The sequence below is a fragment of the Parashewanella sp. 2210YD4-3 genome, assembly GCF_056591735.1.
The window spans coordinates 232,604-249,839 of the sequence record NZ_JBWQOG010000002.1 but is presented as its reverse complement, the minus strand read 5'-3'; the positions used below and the strand labels follow the sequence as shown (position 1 = coordinate 249,839).

Genomic DNA, 17,236 nt, shown 5'->3' with positions numbered 1-17,236 from the left:
ATATTTATCACTCCCTTGGCGTACCTTCAGAGAGTGATGGTGTCTGTTATTCACAGATTTACTTGTATTTGTTCGGTTATTTAATGTCAATAAATCAAAAAAGTATCAAAAAACTGGATTTTATTCCCAAAATCTTAAGCATTTTATCGGTTGTTTTTCTTATCGTGTCACTGATATTTACCGTATTGTCGTATCGCTCATTCAAGAGTTTGCTTGATGCCAACGAAAATCGGTATCAGTCCTATCTACTCACCGAACAACTTAGGTTGAGCTCAGATCAATTAACCTTAATGGCAAGAGCCTATGCGGTTACTAAGAACCCAAAGTTCTTGGAATTCTTTGAGCAAATCATGTCGATTCGAAATGGACAGTCTCCAAGACCTAATAACTATGAGCGCGTGTATTGGGACTTTTTAATGCCAGAAAACAGCATACCGCCTTTTGAGCTTGGCAGTAGTACCTCATTACATCAGTTGATGATAGAAAGTGGTATTGAATCAGCTGAGCTATTACAGCTCGATAAAGCCAAAGTTGAATCTGATAACCTAGCAGAACTAGAGTTACAGGCGTTTGAGTTAACGAAAAATTCAAGTTCTGATGATTTAACGGCTGTTAAGATCCTCTATAGCGAAGCGTATTTTCACACTAAGGTAAAAATCATGGCGTACATCAATGAGTTTTATCAGCTTCAAGATGAGCGAACCGCTGCTGTGATCAGTGGCCTTAGTGCCTATCATAATCGTACCGTAGCGTTGGCAATCTTTGGCTTTGCAGGTCTCGTTGTTTGTATTTTCCTGATTTTGTATTTTCGTCTCAAATCATCATCAAAATTACTTGAGATGTTACATACAGAGGTTGATAAGCAAACCATTGAGCTCAATAACAAAAATGATGAATTGAACCGTAATATTGAGCAAATCAAGTTAACCCAAGATCAGCTGGTTGAGTCAGAAAAAATGGCGTCTTTGGGTAACTTAGTGGCAGGTGTTGCCCATGAAGTGAATACGCCACTAGGCACCAGTATGGCTTTGGCATCACATTTAGAACAAGAAGTGGGTGTCCTTAATGAAAGTGTTGAAAATGGCACCCTAAAGCGTACTCAATTAGAAAGCTTTTTAGCTTCATCAACCGAGAATTGCCGATTATTACTCAGCAACAATGAGCGTGCTGCACAGCTTATCGCCAGCTTTAAGAAAATCGCTGTCGATCAAAGCAGTGAAGCACTCCGAGAATTTACCGTCGATATTTATCTGACTGACACCATTAGAAGCCTGCATCATAAATTTAAGCTCACCTCTATCACCATAGATACTCAGGTTTCTCAACAGGGACTTGTCATCAAAAGCTATCCCGGTGCTTTTTCACAGGTGATCAGTAATTTATTAATGAACGCCTTAATGCATGCTTACGATGATGATAACAAGCATGGTCGAATCACCATCAATGTCTCGGTACAAAATCAGCAATTGGTATTGATGTTTGCTGACGATGGTGTGGGTATGAATGAACAACAGCAAGCCAAAATATTTGAACCTTTCTTTACGACCAAGCGAGGACAAGGTGGCAGTGGATTGGGTATGAGCATCGTTTACAACCTAGTGACCCATAAGATGAATGGGCAGATCCGCTGTAAATCAAGCTTAAATCAAGGTACTCAATTCACCATCTTGCTACCGCTAGCAATAGACAATGTTTAGGAGTTCAAAATGGACTGGTTAGAAGACGATAGAGAAGACACTTCGAATAATGAACCTGCACAAGAACAAGCTGTTTGGAATGTTCTCATTGTTGATGATGATAAAGATGTTCATGCTTCAACAAAGCTCATTATGAGTGGGTTTGAATTTGAAAATAAGGTGGTTAAATTCCACAGCGCCTACTCGGGAGAGCAAGCACAAGTGATCTTGGAGCAAGGGCAACAATTCAGTTTAATTTTGTTAGATGTGGTTATGGAAAGCGATAGTGCGGGGCTGGATCTTGCCAAATTTATTCGCAAACAGCTGAACAATAGTTACTCTCGAATTATCTTGCGTACAGGGCAACCGGGAATTGCCCCCGAGCAAAGTGTGATCCGTGACTATGATATTGATGGCTACAAAGCGAAAACTGAGCTTCGTCGCAGTGATTTGGAAACCACCTTTTTCATCTCTTTACGTGCTTATCGTGACATTTGCTTATTACAGCAACATCGCAAAGTGCTTAAACAAGTGATCGCTTCGATCACCAATGTTTGCGAGTTTAGCAATCTTCGCACCTTTGCTGAGGCCGTATTGGAGCAGTTGAAATTAGTTCTCAATATCACTAATACCAAAATGTATATTGACGTTGCAGATAGTTTTGGCATTTCCAAAATGGACAGCCATTTAAAAATGTTCTCGGGTAAAGGCTCACAGGTTGAGGTGATCACCCGCAGTAATGTTGAAGAGTTGAACTTTAAATACAAGGCGCTGTTTTCAAAGGCCCTCGAGATTAAAGAAAGCTTTAGAGAAGATAATTACTACGTTTATTACCACAAATCGGATAATGAACACGATACCGTATTTGCGTTTTCTGCTTCAGAAGAGATTGATTTTCAGGGCATAGAAATGATCGATCTCTACCTGAAAAACGTCATGCTCAGTTACGAGAATCTACTGTTAAATAACTCGCTAAAAGAAGCCCAAGAAATGAGCATCTCATTGATGGGCGGAGCAATGGAATCACGCTCAAAAGAAACCGGAGAACACGTTATTCGCGTGGGTTTGTATGCTAAAACTCTCGCTGAGCTCAGTGGTCAATCAACAGCGTTTTGTGAAACCATTCGTCTGGCGGCGCAATTACATGACGTCGGAAAGGTTGGCATCCCTGATAGTGTGCTTAATAAGCCAGGAAAATTGACTCGAGAAGAATGGCAAACCATGCAACAACATGCTGAAAAAGGCTGGGATATCTTAAGTGGGAACCATAACTCCACGTTTCAAATGGCGGCAAATCTGGCCAGAGATCATCATGAGCGTTGGGATGGCACGGGTTATCCCAATGCCAAAGTGGGTAGCGATATTTCGATAGAAGGACGCATTACGGCATTAGCAGATGTCTTTGATGCCTTGTGCAGTAAGCGTTGCTATAAACCTGCATGGACTGTAGAGGATGCAAAACAGGAAATTATCAATTGTCGCGGAACTCATTTTGATCCTGAACTAGTGACGGTATTTGAGCAGCATTTTGATAAGTTTAGAAGGATCTTAGAAGCGCATCCTGATCAATAATTTCTTATCTTTACAAGTAGTAGTGAGTTCGCCTGATGTTGATATCAGGTAAGCTCAAGTTACTGAATATCTATTTCAATCGGCAGATCCGCTGCTAGTGTTTGATTATCCGCCGCTACCGACCAATGAGCATGTTTGATTTGCCATTTATCATTGATCTTTTCGGCGTAAAGTGTCGTTCTAAGCATCAACTCGTGAGTCATATTTTCCCCTATCAGTTGGTACTCTGCTTTCCAATTACCAAATGCAATACCAGAAGCTTCAGTATGGAATACTTCTAAATCGTCACATGATATTGATAAGGTTTGTGTAGCGTCATAATCCAGTTGGACCATAGTTTTTAGTTCAGCTAATGAATGCACTTCTTCATCTGAGCTGGTTCCCCAACATTGGATTGAACCATGTTGAACGAAAAGGCTTGCAATAGCTTCAGCATTTTTTGCTGAATGCTGATGCATGTATTCATTAGCAAGTGCGATGAGTTGACTTTTGGACATAAAAGCTCTGTTTCAATGTAAATGGCGGTGATGTATTTTACCGAATATTTGCATCCATTAGTATCACGGGTATAATTCGCGTCCTATTCCCGCCTGCCTAGAGTGTCACTATGTTATTTGAAGAATTCGATTTAGATCCCAGTTTACTTAACTCCTTAAAAAATATGGGGCATAAAGCGGCAACCAGCGTGCAGCAGCAGACCATTCCAATGGCAATGGAGCAGCGCGATATCTTGGCGATGGCACCTACAGGAACGGGGAAAACAGCGGCATTTTTATTGCCTGCATTACAGCATCTTATCGATTTTCCTCGTCGTTATTCAGGTTCGGCACGAGTACTTATTCTTACCCCTACTCGAGAACTTGCCAGCCAAGTCCATCGTTATGCTTCACACCTTGCTAATGAATTAGATTTAAACATCAACATTATTACCGGTGGGGTGCCGTATGCACCACAAGAGGCTGCACTAAAAGAAAACGTAGACATTTTAGTGGCGACACCGGGACGTTTGCTTGAATATCTCGATAAAGGGCAATTTTCAGCCGTGATGGTCGAAGTGCTTATCATCGATGAAGCTGACCGTATGTTAGACATGGGCTTTGCTACCGTTGTAAAGAGCATTGCGACTGAGGCTCAAGGGCGTAAACAAAATATGTTGTTTTCAGCTACGTTAGAGACTGGTGGCGTGCGTAAATTTGCTAATGAACTCCTCACTGATCCTTTGACGGTCAATGTTGACGATGCACCACGTTCAGAAAAAGCCAAAATTCATCAATGGGTTCACTTAGCGGATGACAGTAATCATAAATTCAATTTACTTTGCGCATTACTAAATAGTGAAGATGTAAAACGCACTATCGTGTTTGTGAAAACCCGTGAAGTGGTAGCAAGTCTTGAGGGCTTATTGCAACAAGCAGGCATCCGTAGCGCATTTTTACGTGGCGACATGGAGCAAAAACAACGTTTCCAAGCGCTGGGGAGATTCACCAAAGGCGAAGTGAATGTATTGCTTTGTACTGATGTAGCCGCTCGTGGTATTGACGTTGAAGGTATCACTCATGTGATCAACTATGATATGCCACGCACGTCCGATCTTTATGTTCATCGCATTGGTCGTACCGGACGTGCTGGTGCAAAAGGAACGGCAATTTCACTCGTTGAAGCTCATGATGTTCGTATTCTTGGCAAGATTGAACGTTTTACTGAGCAAAAGCTGAAACGCCGTGTGATTGAAGGCTTGCGTCCTAAAAACAAAGAAGCCAAAGCGCCATCTAAGAAAAAAGATAAAGTGAAGATGAAAGCCAAGGCTAAGGCGAAGAAAAAGAAGAAGTAATTTTCTATATAAAACAAAGGCCGCAGGAAGCGGCCTTTGTTTTATAAGTCATTTAGCGTTAGTGAGCACTTGCTTAAAGCGGTTGATATATGTAACTTATTGAATTTATATAAGTAATGTCAAAATTTTGACTAACAATTCATTTACATTAGTTGTTTATAATTAACAAATTATTTGTTAATGTGTGCCAGATTTTGCCCTGAGAAGGAAAACATGGCGCTATGAATGACAGTGCAGTATTGGTGAGACGTGTGGCTCCACCAATGATAATTTTAGGTTTTATTGGCTTATATTTTTTATTAACTCAAAAGCCAGCAGTTTCAGAACAAGCTCCACCACTTCCTGTTTTACCTATTGTTGAGGTCATGACAGTTGAAGCACAGTCTCAAGCGATTGTGCTGGATTCGTATGGAATCGTACAACCCAAAAATCAAACTCGACTTGCGGCCGAAGTGAGTGGGCGACTCGTAGAGCTTGCAGATGTATTTGTGCGTGGTGGTATGGTCAAGCAAGGGCAAGTATTAGCCAAAATTGACGATGCTGATTACCGAGCCGATCTATTACAAGCACAAGCCAACCTTGCTAAAGCTAATGCAGAATTGGATGCTGAAAAAGCGCGTGGAGAAGTGGCAAAGGTTGAATTTAAAGGTCACAGTCAGGCACCGAGTCTAGGCTTGCGTATTCCGCAACTTGAACAAGAAAAAGCCAACGTTAAATCGGCAAAAGCGACGTTATCAAGAGCTCAGCGTAATCTTGAACGCACAGTAATACGAGCCCCTTATGATGCCATTGTGAAAAGCCGTGAAATTAATTTAGGTCAGTTTGTTACTAAAGGTAACGTTGTAGGCGAAGTGCTAGATATCAGTCGTGCAGAAGTGCGACTACCTGTTGCAAGTGATGATTTGATCCACCTAACCTCAATGACCAATCCGACTGCTAAGGTAAAACTGACACTTGAACTTGGTGGTAAACATTATCACTGGCCTGCAAAAATTATTCGAAGTGAAGGTGTAGTAGATACCAAGAATCGCATGGTTTATCTGGTTGCGGAAGTCCAAAAACCTTATCAAGATTCAGAGCAAGGTATGCCATTACAGTTTGGTAGTTTCGTCAATGCTGATATTCAAGGTCGAGCATATTCAAACCTGATCCGTTTACCTAGACACTTAGTTCGTGATGAATTTGTCGCGTTAATTGATACCGACGATAAAGTGGATATTCGTGATTTACATGTCATCTATAAAGATGAGTCTTGGGTTTATATCAATGGTGGTATCAATCATGAAGAGCGTGTATCTCTCACACGTTTTGAACGCTTGGCTAATGGCCAAGGGGTTGAGGTAACACAGTCAATATCGACTCAACTGGCACTAGGTAAATAATGATGGAGAAACCCAAAGGATTGATTGCGTGGTTTACCCATAATTCGGTGGCGGCCAACTTGCTGATGTGGGTGTTGTTGATTGGCGGCATATTCAGTGCTTTTTCCATCAAAAAGGAAATGTTTCCCACCGAGGAAAATAACACACTTCAAGTTATAGTGGCTTACCCAGGGGCTGCACCGCAAGAGATTGAAGAAGGCATTGTAATTAAAATTGAGGAAGCTGTTAAAAATATCAGAGGTGTGAAAAAGCTCACTTCCAATTCAGGGAATGGTATTGGCAATGTCAGCATAGAAATTGCGTCTGGTTATGATCCGCAAGATGTTCTGGATAAGGTGAAGTTACAGGTTGATACCATTTCGACGTTTCCGGCTAACATAGAAAAGCCAATAATCACTCACCCTACTGTACCTAACAGTGTGATCTGGGTGGCGGTATCGGGTGACGTATCGAAATTTGAACTGAAAAAAATCGCCAAAGAAGTGCGAGAAGATATCGCTAATTTGTCAGGAGTGACCCAAGTAAAATTGAGGGATCAACCTGATAATGAAATCGCCATCGAAGTTTCAGAAAATAAATTAAGAGAATATGGCTTGAGCTTCAATGATGTCGCTCAAGCAGTACAAAACTCGTCTTTTGACTTACCCGGTGGTGCGATTCGTGCCAGTGATGGTGATATATTATTGCGTACTCAAAGCCAAGCTTATAATGCTGAAGAGTTCGGCAATATTCTTGTGGCTACCACACAAGATGGGAGTCGAATTTTATTATCGCAACTGGCTAATATAAAAGACGGTTTGCAAGAGGGCTTATTTTACACCCGCTTTAATGCCAAACCAGCGGCAATTATTGAAGTTTCAAGCATCGATGATGAAGATGCGATTAAGATTGGTGAGCAAGTTCGTAATTATGTTGCTACCAAGCAGCCACAATTGCCGCAGTCAATTACAGTAAATTATTGGGGCGATTTAACCCATTATCTCGATGGTCGTTTAAATATGATGCTATCGAATATGTGGTTAGGTGCACTGCTTGTATTTTTGTTATTGGCATTTTTCCTTGATTTAAAGCTGGCATTTTGGGTGATGCTAGGGATCCCGATTTCATTCCTAGGCGCATTATTTATCATGCCTTTTGAGCCGTTTTCATTGTCTATCAATATGATCACCTTGTTCAGTTTCTTACTGGTGCTTGGGATAGTGGTGGATGATGCTATTGTTATCGGAGAAAGTGTCTATACCGAAGTCGAAGAGAAAGGTTCTGGTATTGAAAACGTCATTGCTGGAGCCAAGCGAGTGGCTATGCCCGCGACGTTTGGGGTGCTGACCACCATAGTAGCCTTTATTCCATCCTTATATGCCGCTCAAGGTTTTGTTGGAGAGATCTTCAAATCCATCGCTTGGGTAGTGATTTTATGTTTGATATTTTCTCTCGTTGAATCTAAATGGATTTTACCTGCGCATTTACGTCACTTAAAAATAAAACCTAAAACCAAGCCACAATCTGGGATTTTAGGGCTTAAAGCCAAGTTCAATCAAGGCATGCACAGTTTTATCCAAAACTTTTACCAGCCTTTTATCAAAGCTTGTGTGTCATGGCGTTATGCTGTGGTGGCTGTTTTTGTAGGTTTGCTCATATTATCGAAAGGTATGGTCGATGGTGGCTCGGTAAGGCAAGTGTTCTTCCCAAATGTGCCATCGGACTTTATACAAGTTAACCTTGAGATGAACAAAGGCGTTTCGGAGCAAAAAACGCTAGAAACGACGCTGGAAATTGAACAAGCCCTCTATCGTGTTGATGCAAAAATGCAGCAGCAACTCGGTTATTCGATTTTAGAAAATAGTCAACTGGATGTGCTTAATCGTACTAAAGGTTTTATTTTTGCTGAATTGACTAAGGGTGAAGATCGAGAAATTGATGGCGCGGCTATTGCTCGAGCATGGCGTGAAGAGCTCCCATCATTCAGTGATGTCAAAAAGCTCACGGTAGATGGTAGCACTCAAGCTGGAGCCTCATCCGATGTTGCCTTTAGATTGATGGCAACGAACCTTGATGAACTCACTGATGCAGCCAAAGAGTTAAAGCAAAAATTGGCGAGTTATGAGGGGGTATATGGGATCAGCGATAACTTTTCGTCAGGCAGTAAAGAAGTACGATTACAAATTCGTCCTGAAGCTCAAGCGCTAGGGTTAACCTTAGCTGATTTAGCACGTCAGGTGCGTTATGGTTTTTACGGCTATGAGGCGCAAAGGATTTTACGTAACCGTGAAGAAGTTAAAGTTATGGTGCGTTACCCTGCTGAGCAACGTCGAACGTTAGGTCATCTTGAACAGATGATGATCCGGACTCAGGATGGACAAATGGTGCCGTTTGGCTCAGTGGCAAATATTGAGTTTGGTGAATCCTTGTCAGCCATTAACCGCACAGATGGACACAGAGCCATTACGGTTACGGCTAATGTTGATAAAACCATTGCTGAACCCGGAAAAATTGTTGCTGAGGTTAATGGTCAATTTATTCCTGCTCTTACTCAAAAATACCGTGAGTTAACGACATCTTTGGATGGTAGAAGCCAAGAAGCCGCTGATGCCGATGCCGCTTTTAAAAAAGGCATGGTATTTGTCGCATTAGTCATTTTTGCTTTGATAGCTATACCGCTAAAGTCTTACACTCAACCTTTGTTGATCATGGCTGTGATCCCGTTTTCAGTAATCGGTGCTGTATTTGGACATTGGCTGCTGGGTGTACCTTTAAGTGTACTTAGCCAATACGGCATCTTGGCGTTATTTGGTGTAGTGGTGAATGATGCATTGGTTATGATGGATCACATCAACAAGTCTCGCCAGCAAGGTATTGCCGTGATTGATTCGGCTATAAATGCTGGATGTCGTCGCTTCAGAGCGATTGTGTTGACCTCATTAACCACGGTCGTTGGCTTGATCCCCATTATGTTTGAAACCAGCTTGCAAGCAAAAATTGTGATCCCAATGGCAATTTCGTTAGCCTTTGGCATTGCCTTTGCCACAGTGGTCACTTTGATATTAATGCCAGCATTGTATGTGATTCATGAGGATATTCGTGGTCATTTGCAAAAGGCATTTAAATGGTGGTGGCAGCCAAAGCCATCCTTTTAATACCGTGCTGCTTTATGAATAAATCATGAATTTTTATTTGTAAAGCAGTAATAAAATGGCGTAAGTTTTAAACTTAACAAACAACACCATTTTTTTAGGTTTATTGTGACACTTGGGGTAGATGAAATAGTCGATTATGGTTTCTTATTGCTGTCTACTGATAAAGATTATGTTGATGTAGAATTACCATCAGACAGCTTAGACTCCACAATAGATGCAATAGGTGATGCTGCCTAGAATACCAGTGATACACCATTAGACAAATAAAATAACACTCCGAAAATGGATCCCTATGCTTTCAGGTGTAATAAATTCCCAATCACTAACTTAATGGTATAACATTGGCTTTTGTTTTTATGCCGCTAAGATTACATGCTTAAACTCAGCCTATTTTCTCAATTAACCTCACCGTTATTTTCTGCTCAGGGTATACATTGGTCCTATAAAAGAAAGCTTGGCTTAGCCAGTCAATTGCTGATGCTATTAATCGCGATGGTGTTGCTGACCAATATCGCAATCAGCTTGGGTCAAAAGCAAATTAAAAGAGAATGGGCTACGCAAAGATTCAGTGAGCTGCAAACTTTCAGTACTTTGCTTGCCGATCAGGTGGCATTTCAAAACTTTCGAATCCAAACTTTTGCTTCGAGTGAGAGCTTTACTCACTTTTTACAAAGCCCAACTAAAGCGCGTCATCAACAATTGATCAAACACTGGGCCGATCTCACTGATGACATTCCGGAGTTGTTATCGGTTGCCTTTTACGATGCTGGTGGGTATCGAAGATTGGTGACGGAAAACCAAAAGATCATGCCAATCTTATCGCAATCTCTATTAGCTAAATTGTATTTGCTAAAAGAAAATGAGGTATATTCTTCGCAGATCCATAAGATAGCCATCAATGGCGTTCTAGAGCCGTATCAGTTTCAAATCATCAAAGTGGTGAACCCTCAAAACCAATTAATTGGATTCTTTGTCACCTTTAATTCAATTAATCGAACTTTACAGTCCATTAAGCCACATCTGGGGAGTAACTCTACACCACTGGTGTTATTGGATTCTAAAGGCAGTGTGTTTGATGGCAACAAATTCATTAGCGCTACCAGAAGCGCAAATGATGATAGTAGCATGCTGTTGAGTAACCAGTTTCCTGATCTTTGGAATGCGATTACGTTGAAAAAATTCGGTGAGTTTTACGGAAATGACTCAACCTATGTGTTCTTAAAAGTCGACTTTGGTGAAAGCAGCATCAGTAACTACCCCTATTTCTTTTTATCGGAAATTCATGACAAAGAGATTAAAAAGCAGTTCGCACATCGACAGATAATTCTAGTCAGCTTCTCTATATTGGTGACCATACTTGTTGCCAGTTTTATTGTGATATTGCATCGATTTACTTTAGAACGCCGAGCTAGATTTTTTAATGTTGAGTTAGTGAACCAGTTATTTAATGATTCTCGTGGTTTGCTTATAGCTACGGACGAGGGACGGGTCATCGCTGCCAATTCAACAGCCGCTTCGATGTTAGCTACAGCACGAGAAGAGTTGATTGATCGCAATGTTATGCGGATTTTTCAATTGGAGCATCAGCAATACCAACAGATGATGACGTCGTATCACGAAAACGGTCATCATCTGCACGAATTAGATTTTCGTCAAGCAGGTCAAGGGCTGTTAAGAATAACGCTTTCTCCTTTGCCTTTAACTCAGCAAGTCAGTGACACTCAAGGTGAATATCTCTTATTCAGTATCAGTGATATTACAGAGTTAAGGGAGGCACAAGAGCAAGCGGCAATGTTTTATCAGGCTAGTGAATCGGCAATTCCTGTGGCTTTAATTGATCTTAAAGGCACAATTCAGCAATCGAATCGTAAGTTTGAGCAGACATTTAAAACTAAATCTAGCTCCGAGAGTTTATCCTATTTGTTAGGGCCGGAAATTGAAAACCAATGGGGACACATTCAGCAGCAACTGACGTTGCAAGGGCAGTGGCAGGGATGTATTCAACATTATTATGGCGGTCAGCACACTCACTTTATGGTGATGATCAATAATGTCGATGCTGAAATGAGTGAATCTGATTTGTTTGTGTGTAGTTTGGTACCACCGACGACCTCTTATGCGACTAAAAAACAACAAATGATCCCACATCGTAGCCGAATTTTAATGGGGTACGATGAGGTTGAACACTACTTTTCCGGCCTTGACGATGATAAACGTTTGTACGCAAGTATGATGCTTTTGGATATCACACCTGTTGGCGTATTTAGTCATATGAGTGATATTGATAAATTAGAAAATAGACAGCATGACATTGAAATTCGGTTACTGCTTGAATTACCGAAGGCCTATCAATTGGCTCAATGTCAGTTAGGTAAGCTGATGGTAATGCTGCCCAATACCAGTTCAGATGAAGCACACCAGTTTGCTGTTGATATTTATAATCGACTTGATGACTTTGGCCTAGCTGAGGGGATAAGTGTTGGCATAGTGTCATATCATCAAGGCCAATCCTTAAAAGTGTTCATGGATAATGCCGAAATTGCCTTGCAGCGTGCTAAACAAAATGCGGACCAAAATATTTGCCAAGCTTTTACTCGCTTTGATGTGCCTAGTGAAGAGTCTTGATACAATATTTGAATCGAAATGTGGGTGGAAAGCGATGCTTTGCCCCCCAATACTTTTTCTAGTTTTAGAATAATTAAATGGAATAGACAGTGTTAACGAACCCATCGCAATTAGTGCTTCGTAATCAAGATTATTTTTCCCAACAACGAGTATTGCTACTAAATATCGAAGCCGACCACTTAGCACAAGAGTTGCTGGATTCAGCACAATCGGTAACAGCTTTAGCACTAGATTATAACCATTACCAGCAGCTTAAACCGCTACAGAGTGATAAGCTTTCAGTACAGTTTGGTCATCAATTATCTCAAGTAAAGACGTTTGATAGCGTTGTTATTTATTTTCCAAAAGCAAAGCCATTAGCAGGATATTTATATCAGTTAGCCGCTCAGTATTTAGCTGTTGGTGGTAGTGTATTTCTCGTCGGTGAGAATAAAGGTGGCATCAAATCGGCACCTAAAACTTTACCCAATTACTTTTCCAAAGCCAGTAAGCTCGACAATGCTCGTCACTGCTTATTGTTTGCGAGTGAGCTATTGGAGCCTGCTCCTGAATTATTGATTTCAGATTGGTGCAGCCAATATGTATTACCAACCCCACAAGGGGACGTTACTATTTGTAATATGGTTGGGGTGTTCAGTCAAAAACAATTAGATTTCGGAACGGCGTTACTGCTTGAACATTTGCAAGAATTTCAAGGGCGGGTGCTGGATTTCGGATGTGGTGCAGGGGTGATCTCTGCGGCGATATTAAAAGCACAACCGGAACTGAAAATGGAATGTGTTGACATTAATGCTATGGCTTTGTTGTCTTGTGAACTCACCCTTAAAGCCAATGAACTCAATGCTAAAGTATATGCTTCTGATGGTTTGGAGCAGGTTGAAGGTAAGTTAGATGGAATCATTTCTAATCCGCCCTTTCACGACGGCTTAATGGCAACTACTGATATTGCAGAGCGATTCGTAAAAGATAGTGCTAATGCCTTAACAGGCAAAGGCGTATTTCAAATTGTTGCTAATCGTCATCTTCCATACTCTGATGCTCTGCAAACGTACTTTGGTAAAGTAAATACCACCGCTGAGAATAATAAATACAAGGTTTATCGAAACTAATGGAAATTTTAAACATTGATTGTTTAGGTAAAAAACTCCGCTTGGAAGCCTCATTAGCGGGTTGGCAACAATTGTATTGGGATAACACACCGGTAGCGGGTTGCCCTGCCAGTGAGCGCTATGAAGGGCAATTTTGCCATGAATTCGAACTGAGCACTCAGCCACAAACTGAGCCAGAGGTAGAGCTTGAGCCACAAACCATTAAAGTAAAGTTGGATATTGATCTGAAGTGGCAGCCGTTTGATTTGGATTACCAACTGCAAGTGGATGGTCAGATGCTGGCAGATGGGCAGCGAAATACAAAAGATATTGAGCAACAAACGCCTGTAGAATCATCCAAACAAGAAGTACGAAAGCCGGGAGTATTAGGCTTAATGTCTTTAGGCTTTAAATTATTAAAAAGTGCCAAAGTCATAAAAGTAGTGTTAGCGGGAGCCAGTTTAGCCGCCTATTCATGGTTGTTTTCTTTTCAGTTTGCGCTTGCTTTGATTGCGGTGTTGGTGGTGCATGAATATGGTCATGTAAAGGCCATGAAATACTTTGGTATGAAGACTAAAGGTTTTTATTTGATCCCATTTATGGGAGGTCTTGCACTCACGGATCAAAAAATTAATACCCGCTGGCAAGATGTTGTGATTTCCATAATGGGACCAACATTTGGCATGATCATGGCGTGGCTGTGTTTGATTGCCTATTGGGTTACCGATAATATGCTGTTTGCCGGATTGGCATCGCTCAGTGCCTTGATCAACCTTTTTCAATTACTGCCCATACTTCCCCTTGATGGCGGTCACATCATAAAAAGCGTTAGTTTTTCAATGAACAGTGTGGCCGGTTTACTTATCTGCATTGCGGGTGCAGTTTTTGGAGTAGCGATCAGCTATTACTTTGGCATGACATTATTTGGTTTTTTATTAGCCATAGGGTCGATTGAAATCATTTTAGAGTGGCGAAGCCGACATCACACCCATCTATTACCCTTAGATCGCTATGGGCAAATTTTTTCCTTTGTATGGTATGGGGTAACGGTAGCAGGATTAATGGCTGTAATTTGGTTGACAGCCAAAAGCGGTGATACTTTGTTATCCTTGCCGATGACAATTTTACAATCGTAAGTAAAGGGTATATCTGTGCCTCATATTATTATTGAACACTCTAATGAGTTTAATGCTGACATATTGATGGAAGCCGTTTTTAAAGGTGCATTAAGTTCACGCCTGTTTGAAAGCAAGGCGATTAAAATACGAGCCTTACCTTATCAATACTACCAAGTAGGCTTTAAACGCTCCGCTTTTATTCATGTCACCTTGAAAATTATCTCTGGAAGAACTCAAGGGCAAAAGTTGGGTCTATCCGAGGTGGTGTTAGAGCAGCTTTTGAGCCTTGGGTATGATGCCGTATCAATTACGGCAGAAGTGGTGGATATCGATCGAGAGAGTTACTCTAAGGCATTAAGCTGATCGCCCATAATGAGCTTAGCAGTGACCACAATCAGATTTATGCTGCATATAATCCAATAATTCACCTTTGTTATTGGTTTCAAACTGACAGCATTGGGAATAAAGCTGCTTTAAGGCTAAGCGGCTTTGTTTGAGTTGGGACTTCAGTGTGGAATATGGAAGCTGTTGACGCTCAGCGAAAGCTTTTTGAGACAAACCGTTGATATCTATCTCGGTAAGCATTAATTGTTGTGCTGGGGGCAAAGCTTGAATAAATGGCTCAACACAAGCTTCGAGTTCAATATAGATATTTTTCTGATCTTGATTCCATTTTTGCAAGACTTCTGAGTCAGATAAAGAGTCTAATTTTTTATTGAATTTAGCCTTAGTTCGGTAGTGATCGATGACGCTGTTTTTCGCTATCTGATATAACCAACTTTTTACTTTAGTGCTGTCCTCTAATTGCTCAATGGTTTTAATACTTTTTATTATCACCTCTTGCAGAATGTCTTGAGCGTCCTCCGGCGAGGATACTTTTGATAATAAGAATTGATATAGACTGGCGCGATACTGTGTCCAGATTTGTTCTACTTTCATTATTAGTAATACATTACACTATGGTACGTTGGAAGCCGAGCTGTGCAGATTGCTTTTCTTTACACTGACCGTGTTGTGATTTAATCCTCTCTAAACTGGCATTTGTTGTTGTTACTTTTTTTTCACGCCTTAAAAGCTCGTTTGCGAGCATAATCAATCTTTGTTTTTCTGTCTCGTTAACTTGCATTTGAGTATCAACTTGCTTTCTTTTGGCTTCGAATTTATTTTTTTCAACTTCAAGTTTTAAAAATGCATCATTTAGTTCTTGTTCTTTTTTTTCTAGTCTTTCTTTAAGTTCTTGAAGGTTACGAGTTAAGGATTCAATTTCAACTTCCTGTTGGGCTATACCATCAACATTAGAAGGTGTAGTCTCAACTGATAATGGCGTCATTGTATTTTGTAAACAACTGATCACGACTTCATCTTTTGGCTCATTGTTTTGCCTAGAGTTTTGTCTAGAAAGCATTTCTGCAATACCTGTAACATTAGACGGTATTAATGTGCTTACTTGCTCGGGGGAAACTGGAGGAGAAATGCTAAGTCCAATTGTTATGGGTTCATTTTCATTTGACTCTTCTCTAGGTGTGCTTGGCTTAGTGTAGCTTACTAAATACCGATGACAGTTTTGCCCATCTATTTGTTCTTGAGCGTGGAATAATTCGAGATCGGCTTGAACCTCTGTATTATTAGTTGCTTCTTGTACGTATTTTGAAAACGATAAGCCTGCTAAAAAACTTTGGTATGTGTCTCTTACATGCTTTGCTTGCCGTCCCATACAACTAGGTAGTTGAGCTGAGGAGGTATCGTTATTTTGATTTAGATAACTAGGCTGAATGTTTTTTACGGTGCCGTTTGGAGCAAAAGTTATTTTAAATTGGTAGTTATTGATTGAGAAAATGCCTTCAAAAAAGGTTCCATTTTGTGATGTATAGGAGGTGATTGGGGAAAGTTGTCGATGTGGTATAGACAAATCTACTTGAGTGTTTGTATCAATCAAAGTGTTTATCTCCAATACCTTGCTTAATTTAACGTTAATAGAATTGGGTTTTATCTTCAACGGATATCTTTAATGATGAAACTCTATTCAGAGTTGGTTCAATTTGTTAGATTTATTGTAATTTGAGCTAATTCTAGCTTACTATTTAATGGCTTTATTCAATGGTCACTGATACCAACGTTACATCTTGATTTTCAATGTTTTTTATGTACTTATGTGCTAAGTTGTCATCTGTTATCAACACATCAATTTCATCAAATGAAGCAATAGGGCTTCATCTGTATTCGTGACTCCTAAAGATGCAGGGTTTCAGTATTTTTAAGTATCACGAATATATAAAAAGAGTAGTTTAACAATAACAAGGAACTGTAATGAGAGAAATCTTCTTTTTTGACTCAATGTTAACCCCTAAGATCATCACCTTTGTTTATTGGTTGATGTTATTGGGAACCGTAATTTCTAGTTTAGGTATTATGTTTGCGTCATACGGTGGTGGCTTCTTTTACGGGTTGATGGCATTGATAGGCGGTGTAATCGCCACAAGGATTTGGTGCGAATTGCTGATTGTACTGTTTAAGATCCATGAAAATTTAAACAAAATCGCTAATAAATCAGAATAGCTTTTTTTGAACTCAAAGGCGTAGACAATCATCTGCGCTTTTTTATTTCAGACACAAAAAAACCGACTTGCGCCGGTTTATATCATCTTAAAGATGATGGTACCAGAGGTGGGACTTGAACCCACACTCCCGAAGGAAACGGATTTTGAATCCGTCATGTCTACCAATTCCATCACTCTGGCATTATGTCTACTAAGGCTTTGCCTTAACAGTGGAACCGAATTATACCCACAGATGAATGAATGGCAAGTGCT

General features: G+C 40.5%; 14 protein-coding genes and 1 tRNA gene. 11 read left to right on the top strand and 4 right to left on the bottom strand.

What is annotated here, in order from left to right:
- The first annotated feature begins 83 nt into the window (after positions 1-83).
- A complete protein-coding gene (locus tag AC1EU0_RS04400; protein ID WP_480300711.1) occupies positions 84-1,697 on the top strand; it encodes a sensor histidine kinase in 1,614 nt (537 codons plus the stop codon).
- A gap of 9 nt (positions 1,698-1,706) precedes the next feature.
- Entirely contained in the window at positions 1,707-3,248 is a 1,542-nt protein-coding gene (locus tag AC1EU0_RS04395) for an HD domain-containing phosphohydrolase (RefSeq protein ID WP_480300710.1), read from the top strand.
- A gap of 59 nt (positions 3,249-3,307) precedes the next feature.
- Here AC1EU0_RS04395 and AC1EU0_RS04390 read toward each other — a convergent pair whose 3' ends face one another.
- Complete coding sequence (locus tag AC1EU0_RS04390) at positions 3,308-3,745, bottom strand: nuclear transport factor 2 family protein (protein WP_480300709.1); 438 nt, start codon at positions 3,743-3,745, stop codon at positions 3,308-3,310.
- 110 nt (positions 3,746-3,855) lie between these two features.
- Here AC1EU0_RS04390 and srmB point away from each other — a divergent pair, with 110 nt between their 5' ends.
- The 8 genes from srmB (at position 3,856) to AC1EU0_RS04350 (ending at position 14,789) form a co-directional block, all read left to right on the top strand.
- Entirely contained in the window at positions 3,856-5,079 is a 1,224-nt protein-coding gene (gene srmB / locus AC1EU0_RS04385) for an ATP-dependent RNA helicase SrmB (RefSeq protein ID WP_480300708.1), read from the top strand.
- A 221-nt stretch (positions 5,080-5,300) separates the two neighbouring features.
- Complete coding sequence (locus AC1EU0_RS04380) at positions 5,301-6,461, top strand: efflux RND transporter periplasmic adaptor subunit (RefSeq protein ID WP_480300707.1); 1,161 nt, start codon at positions 5,301-5,303, stop codon at positions 6,459-6,461.
- Between the two features lie 2 nt (positions 6,462-6,463).
- Positions 6,464-9,595 carry an efflux RND transporter permease subunit gene (locus tag AC1EU0_RS04375; protein WP_480300958.1) on the top strand — a complete coding sequence of 1,044 codons (3,132 nt, stop codon included), beginning with the start codon at positions 6,464-6,466 and terminating at the stop codon, positions 9,593-9,595.
- Positions 9,596-9,700: 105 nt separating this feature from the next.
- Complete coding sequence (locus AC1EU0_RS04370) at positions 9,701-9,832, top strand: hypothetical protein (RefSeq protein WP_480300706.1); 132 nt, start codon at positions 9,701-9,703, stop codon at positions 9,830-9,832.
- 135 nt (positions 9,833-9,967) lie between these two features.
- Positions 9,968-12,220, top strand: coding sequence for a PAS domain S-box protein (locus AC1EU0_RS04365; RefSeq protein ID WP_480300705.1), 2,253 nt, complete (start codon positions 9,968-9,970; stop codon positions 12,218-12,220).
- Between the two features lie 89 nt (positions 12,221-12,309).
- The gene (locus AC1EU0_RS04360) at positions 12,310-13,329 is read left to right on the top strand and encodes a methyltransferase (protein ID WP_480300704.1); all 1,020 of its coding nucleotides are present in this window, start codon (positions 12,310-12,312) and stop codon (positions 13,327-13,329) included.
- Positions 13,329-14,444: a site-2 protease family protein gene (locus AC1EU0_RS04355; RefSeq protein WP_480300703.1), complete on the top strand. Its 1,116-nt coding sequence runs from the start codon at positions 13,329-13,331 to the stop codon at positions 14,442-14,444. Before AC1EU0_RS04360 ends, AC1EU0_RS04355 begins: the two co-directional genes overlap by 1 nt.
- A 15-nt stretch (positions 14,445-14,459) precedes the next feature.
- Positions 14,460-14,789, top strand: a complete 330-nt coding sequence (locus AC1EU0_RS04350) for a 5-carboxymethyl-2-hydroxymuconate Delta-isomerase (protein ID WP_480300702.1) — start codon at positions 14,460-14,462, stop codon at positions 14,787-14,789.
- A 15-nt stretch (positions 14,790-14,804) separates the two neighbouring features.
- Here AC1EU0_RS04350 and AC1EU0_RS04345 read toward each other — a convergent pair whose 3' ends face one another.
- Together AC1EU0_RS04345 and AC1EU0_RS04340 are read right to left on the bottom strand one after the other, a co-directional pair.
- On the bottom strand, positions 14,805-15,365 hold the full coding sequence (locus AC1EU0_RS04345; RefSeq protein WP_480300701.1) for a sigma-70 family RNA polymerase sigma factor: 561 nt from the start codon (positions 15,363-15,365) through the stop codon (positions 14,805-14,807).
- A 13-nt stretch (positions 15,366-15,378) separates the two neighbouring features.
- Positions 15,379-16,362, bottom strand: a complete 984-nt coding sequence (locus AC1EU0_RS04340; RefSeq protein ID WP_480300700.1) for a hypothetical protein — start codon at positions 16,360-16,362, stop codon at positions 15,379-15,381.
- A gap of 371 nt (positions 16,363-16,733) precedes the next feature.
- On the opposite strand from AC1EU0_RS04340, the gene AC1EU0_RS04335 reads away from it, so the two are divergent.
- Positions 16,734-16,982: a DUF4282 domain-containing protein gene (locus AC1EU0_RS04335; protein ID WP_480300699.1), complete on the top strand. Its 249-nt coding sequence runs from the start codon at positions 16,734-16,736 to the stop codon at positions 16,980-16,982.
- A gap of 97 nt (positions 16,983-17,079) precedes the next feature.
- On the opposite strand, the gene AC1EU0_RS04330 is transcribed toward AC1EU0_RS04335, so the two are convergent.
- Positions 17,080-17,164: transfer RNA gene (locus tag AC1EU0_RS04330), tRNA-Leu, on the bottom strand.
- Positions 17,165-17,236: the final 72 nt, after the last annotated feature.